4 protein-coding genes are annotated in these 5,688 nt (G+C 55.4%); 1 reads left to right on the top strand and 3 read right to left on the bottom strand.

Annotation, left to right across the window (positions count from 1 at the left end; translation table 11 throughout):
- The first annotated feature begins 257 nt into the window (after positions 1–257).
- Positions 258–728, top strand: a complete 471-nt coding sequence (locus AB4037_RS34295) for a transposase (RefSeq protein WP_441774622.1) — start codon at positions 258–260, stop codon at positions 726–728.
- Here AB4037_RS34295 and AB4037_RS34290 read toward each other — a convergent pair.
- The 3 genes from AB4037_RS34290 to AB4037_RS34280 all read right to left on the bottom strand — a co-directional run bounded on the left by AB4037_RS34290 (position 719) and on the right by AB4037_RS34280 (position 5,119).
- A complete protein-coding gene (locus AB4037_RS34290) occupies positions 719–2,032 on the bottom strand; it encodes a lipopolysaccharide biosynthesis protein (RefSeq protein ID WP_441774621.1) in 1,314 nt (437 codons plus the stop codon). The genes AB4037_RS34295 and AB4037_RS34290 overlap by 10 nt on opposite strands.
- Before the next feature lie 64 nt (positions 2,033–2,096).
- Positions 2,097–3,200 (bottom strand): GNAT family N-acetyltransferase, encoded by a 1,104-nt coding sequence (locus tag AB4037_RS34285; RefSeq protein WP_441774620.1) that lies wholly within the window; start codon positions 3,198–3,200, stop codon positions 2,097–2,099.
- A gap of 377 nt (positions 3,201–3,577) precedes the next feature.
- Positions 3,578–5,119 (bottom strand): undecaprenyl-phosphate glucose phosphotransferase, encoded by a 1,542-nt coding sequence (locus AB4037_RS34280; RefSeq protein ID WP_441774619.1) that lies wholly within the window; start codon positions 5,117–5,119, stop codon positions 3,578–3,580.
- Positions 5,120–5,688: the final 569 nt, after the last annotated feature.

Genomic DNA, 5,688 nt, shown 5'->3' with positions numbered 1-5,688 from the left:
GATCACTTCAAGCCGGCGGGGAACCCGCTCAGGGTCAAGCGTAAGGTCAAATCTAGACACAAAACGATCCCGATTCAGAGACCGTCAGCCTGCCAGGCAAACTCGAGAAACGAAAGGTGGGAACAGGACGACGCTTACCGAACAGGAGCAGGCGCTGGCGGCTCACATCCGCTCGCAACCTGGTATCACATTGGCGCAGGCGCAAGCCTGGCTGCAGGCTGAGCACGGCATCGATCTGAGCACTGGCGCGATGTGGAATGGGGTCAAGCGTCTGGGGTTGTCGTTCAAAAAAAGCCCTGCGAGCAGCCGAGCAGGACCGACCCGACGTCGCCGCACGCCGCAAGCTGTGGCAAGCAGCCCAGCCATTCATCGATCCGGATAAGCTGGTCTTCCTTGATGAGACCGGCATCAACACCAAGATGACACGGCACTATGGCTGGGCGCCGGTCGGCGAGCGCTGCCGCGACAGCGCGCCCTTCGGCCACTGGAAGACGATGACGTTCATCGCCGGCCTGCGCCAGACCGGCATGACTGCACCCTGGGTGCTCGAGGGGCCGATGGATGGTGACGCCTTCGGCCTGGCAGGACCAATTGCCCTGGATGGGATCGGCCGTGCTGATCGCGGCCTCCAAGGTGCCGTCGCCGTTCGCAGAACAGTTCGAGAGCTTGGCTACTTGAGCAGTGGGTGCGCGGCTTTTCTTGGATCGTATGAAACGTTTCAAGTGTGAGTCGACTCTTGGCCGGCCATCACGGCCGCCTGACGGCTTTTCCGGGCGAGGTGCAATAGGACCAGCCAGGCAACGATAACGATGCTACCTTCGATCACATAGATGGAAATGAACGTGCCGGCCGGCGGCGCAACCCAGCTTGCCCAGGCGATTACACCGGCGCCGAGGGCATTGGCAGTGTTGAGGATTGCGGCGCGCGGACCATGCAGGCCGGCGGCACCAAGGCCGTCGATCGCGATTGCCCAGAGCGCCAGCAGGATGGGCGTCGCACTCAGAATGCGGCAGAAGACGACGAGCGATGTATATTCCTGGCCGAACAACAATGGCAGGTAGGGAGCCGCCACATAGATTACCAGCGCGGTACCTACGCCGATTGCGATGGCGGCCAAGAGCAGCTTCCAGATGTGTCCCATCATGTGATGGATACCGGTGGCGCTTAGACGCGCCAATCCGGGATAGATCAGCCGGTTCATCGCATCGATGGACAGATAGCTGCTATCGACGATGCGTCGGACCACCCCGTAGCTGCCGACAATTTCCTGGTTCGCTACGCTGGCGAGCACGATCAGATCGGCGTTCTGGCGGATGGCTCGGAAGATGAAAGGCGTTGCGAACAAGACGCCGAGCTTGAGCTCATCGCGAACGATGCAATATCGCGGGGGGCCAAGCCGACGCAGCGAGCGGGCATATATCAGCATAACGAGCATATGCGTGGCGAATTGCCAGACCGCCCAGTCCGTCAGCCGGGTGACGCCGAACACCAGACAGGCCGTGGCTGCGGCGATCGTGCGCGCAAGGGCAAAGCCGATGACGGAGCGATTGGCCGCGGCAAACTGGGAATGGGCAATGAAGATCTGTTCGGTCAATGTGATCAACCGGACCAGAACGATGTTGGTGATCAGCAGCAGCAGCATCGTCAGGGCGTTGATCAGGGCGGAAGCATCGAGCCGGATCCAGAAGGGAAGCACGGCCATCCCGATCAGAACGAGAATGGCTCCACTGGCCAACGACAAGATCAGATTGTGCCCCAACATCGCGGGATAGATCGTGTGGTCACGAGCCACGCGACGGATCAGGCATTCCGAGGCGCCGAGGCCGCAGATATGGACAGCGATACTCGTGATTGCGGTGACGGAGATGAACAAGCCGAACTCTTCGGCGCCGAAGGAACGGGCCAATATGGCAAAGGTAATGAGTTGTGCCGCATTGGCCGCCACCAGGCTAGCGCTGGAGGCGAGATACATCCCCAGCATCCGCAACAAAGCCGATATGCTGTCGACGCGATCGACGAGCCCGATCTTCATGAATTCTGGGCCTTGCTCAAAGGCCGCTGAACGGCCCCGGTTGTTTGGGCATTCGGTGAAAGCATCAATGGAAATCCGATGCGAGCCGGCTCCAGGATTCCCCGGCCAGGCCACCTAGAAAGATGTCGTGGCGATCAATGGCTTCGATGACCTCACGATGGCGCGTGGACACGCAAGTGTAGGCTTTATGCCTATAAAACAGCGCTCTATGTTTCGAGAAAGCCTCGAGCAATCGCGGCTGTACCGGTCCCTGCGCAGCGACATAGCCGGTCGCTTCCAGATAGTGGAGCATTTGTTTGACCACCAGATCATTGTCCTGGCGTGACGCCGTCAGGATATTCAAAACCTTTGCAATCGAGCCGGGCGTGCCAAAAAAGACGTAGCATCCGCGTAGCCTACCGGCGTTGTCATAGACACTTCGGATCTGCAGCTGCCCTTCGGATTTATGCATCGATACCATGCGCAGGATCCATGAAATTTCCGGCTTTGACCAAACTGGGCGCACCGAGTAGTTCCCCACCAAGGAGGCGGCCTGCTCCTGGAATGCAATTTCCTCCATGACCTCGTCGCGCACGCTGGGGGGCGGCTCGATAGGAGGGATCTTGCCGATTTTCTTGACCATGGCGTCACCGAGCCTGGACAGAGGCAACCACATCGTCTTGTGCAGAAAGGAGCTGTGCGGCCTCAGACGCAGAATGGCATATCCTACCGGCTTGAATATCCGGCACCATTCAAGGCTTTGTGTTGGCAGTATAACACCGCCGACGGCTTTGAGATGGTTTGCGGATGTGGGCGATGCGGTATCTGTAAAGCATAAATCCTGACGACGCGCTCTGAGGGTCAAGGTCAATTGGGCCGCCCCCTGCGTCGACATATCGGGATCGGTCATGAACGTACCCAGCAGGCGGGAAACTATGATTTTTTCATTGACGTGGTACTGCATGGGAACAGCAGATAGAACGCTATCGATTTGCCCATCCGCAGTTTCGTGTACAAAGCTTCCATTTTCAGGGGTATAGTACGGGCTCCCAAAAAATAGATCTTTGAAGTATGTATCGAAATCTCTAGAGGAATTCGTAGGCTTGTTGCGAAAAACCTTGAAGTACAAAGCCCCAACCTGGGCTATGTCTTCAATTTGCATCGGTCGCAACTGCGTTATTTGGCTCATAATTCCTTAGTTCCGGATCTGTACCGGTATTGCCTCCGGCATGGTTAGGTCTAAATTTCTCAATAGGTTCTCATCAGGAATGCCAATTCCAGTATAGGGCTTCGTTCAATGCAGTCGTGGCCGGATTGAAGATCCCGGGAGTTCCTCGGCCTCTCCGGGCGAAGAAATGCCGATGACGTTAATTCCTCAGCCCAGAAAGGTCCCTGCCATATGGTAGGGACATACGCAGACTGCGGCAGCAACCAAGGCATGGCGAGCGTCATCACGGAAATGAAAACCGCGGCTTCGTTCCGCGCGCGTCTCGCAAGGCCCTGAAGATCCCATCCATACCCTGTACTGGAAAACGAAGACTATCGCTGACGAAAAGACCGATCCTCCTAGTAGGTATTCTGTGAGTTCAGAAGTCGAATTGGCGTAAGAATTAAGATTTTGATGTCGAACCAGATCGACCAATGCTCGATGTAATAGAGATCGAACTCGGTACGTTTCTCGATTTTATCTCCTGTATCGATCTCACCGCGCCAACCATTGATCTGCGCCCATCCAGTTATACCTGGCTTGACCCGATGCCGTGCGAAATAGTGCACCACGACCTCGTTGTACTGGATATCCTGGGTACGGGCGGCGATAGCATGGGGACGGGGCCCGACCAGGGAAATATGGCCAGCCAGGACATTGAAGAGCTGGGGCAGTTCGTCGATGGAGGATTTGCGGATGATGCGTCCCATTCGTGTGACGCGCGGGTCGTCGCGCACGACGGCATTGCGCGCGGACGGATCGCACATGTCGGCATACATCGAGCGGAACTTCCAGATTTCAATGACTTCATTGTTAAAGCCATGCCGCTTCTGTCTGAACAGGACAGGTCCGCGGCTCTCCATTCTTATCGCAAGGGCCGTTGCAATCATGAGGGGAGACAGGACAATGATGCCGAGCAGGCTGAAAACGAGATCGAAAATTCGCTTGGTGACGGAGTGCCACTGTTTGATCGGGCTATCCAGAAGATCGATCATGGCGATCGAGCCGATATAGGAGTAGGCTCGGGGCCTGAACGGCAGGCGCGTGCCGTGCGCGGAGAGCTTGATCTCGATCGGCAGGACCCAGACCTTGTCAAGAATGGCGGCAATCCGTCTTTGCTCAACCAGGGGAAGTGCAAGAATGAGCATTTCGACGCGGCTGATCCTCGCAAATTCGAGTAGTCCGTCCAAATCGTGGATCCGGCGATGACCGCCTTTGCCAGCTGGCGTATAGGCTCCCTGGACATCGTCGAAGATACCGCAAATCTCCACCGGATTGCCTGTCTGCTCGCCGATTAGGCTTATCAGCTGTTCTGCAGCAGCCCGATCGCCGATGACGATCGTACGGCGATTCATCCTGCCTTCCTTGGTCCAGTCGCCGATCAGCAACCCGGTGAGGACGCGCACGCCAAGATACAGCGTCAGACCCGCAGCATACCAAATTGCCAATTGGGGTACGGACTGTGCAACTGGAATTGCCAGCAAATAGGCGGCTAAAGACATCAGAAGGAAAGCGCTGCTCCAGGCAATGAGCTGTCGATCCGGCTTGGCAAATGGGTTGCGGATCGTCTCCATGCGATATCTCGTCATGAAGCGCAGGCAACGAACCCCTATGAACCCGACAACGGCAATTTTGAAGCCATGACTGATTATAACAATCGGCCCCTTTCCCGTGAATATAGAAAGCAAAGTGCCCGATAGAATAAAGAATATAACAAAGTCTGCAATCTGAACTGCAGATAATATAGCCTGATCTGTATATTTTTGATAACTTGAAGCAGGAGGAATGTTTGAATTCAAGGCTTCTGGCCGATCATCGGCAGGTATGTTGCGCGCAGAGGACGAGGCGACGTCTGAATTGCTGTCTGGGGCAAACTCATATGCTTTTTCTCTTTTCGGCATAAGATCCACCCGACCACAATACACCCCTAACTGACCGCGACTTCCAGGCATACCCCCGGAGCCGAGCCCACCTCGCCGTCGCGAAACCTAACGCAAGGTTCAAATATCCGCTCTGCATAAGAAACAAGTTTTACTGAGTCAATTAATCCATATTTGTCCAATTTGGCTACGAGAGCGCACCGTAACAATCCAATAGTATTAATCTTGACGGTATTATTGTACTTAGTATCTCTAAATTGATATTTTTTTTGTTTGGAACCTCAAAAGCCTATAGTAATCGTAGCCAAAATGGCAATTCATCCGACCTTAATTTTAGTTTGCTAAGGTGATCAGCTTTAACTAATAGGCATCCCTTATCAAATTCCGATGGAGGTGCGGCGGCCGCAGTGTCGCTATCGCCTTTTGACAGTTGCACTGGGCTTGCATGATTTCGACGAGGCTATCCAACATTGATGGGTTGCGGGCTGTTGCAGCGCTGGCGGTGTTCGTCCAGCATGCGGGCGGCGATGTGCTGCGCGCAAGTTCTGCGGCAATGGCGCTGCACCCCATTGCACCCCATTTTCGAGGCC

The organism is Labrys sp. KB_33_2, assembly GCF_052114505.1.
GTDB lineage: Bacteria > Pseudomonadota > Alphaproteobacteria > Rhizobiales > Labraceae > Labrys.
Note: the sequence above shows the minus strand (reverse complement) of the source record. Positions and strands in the feature narration are given on the sequence as shown.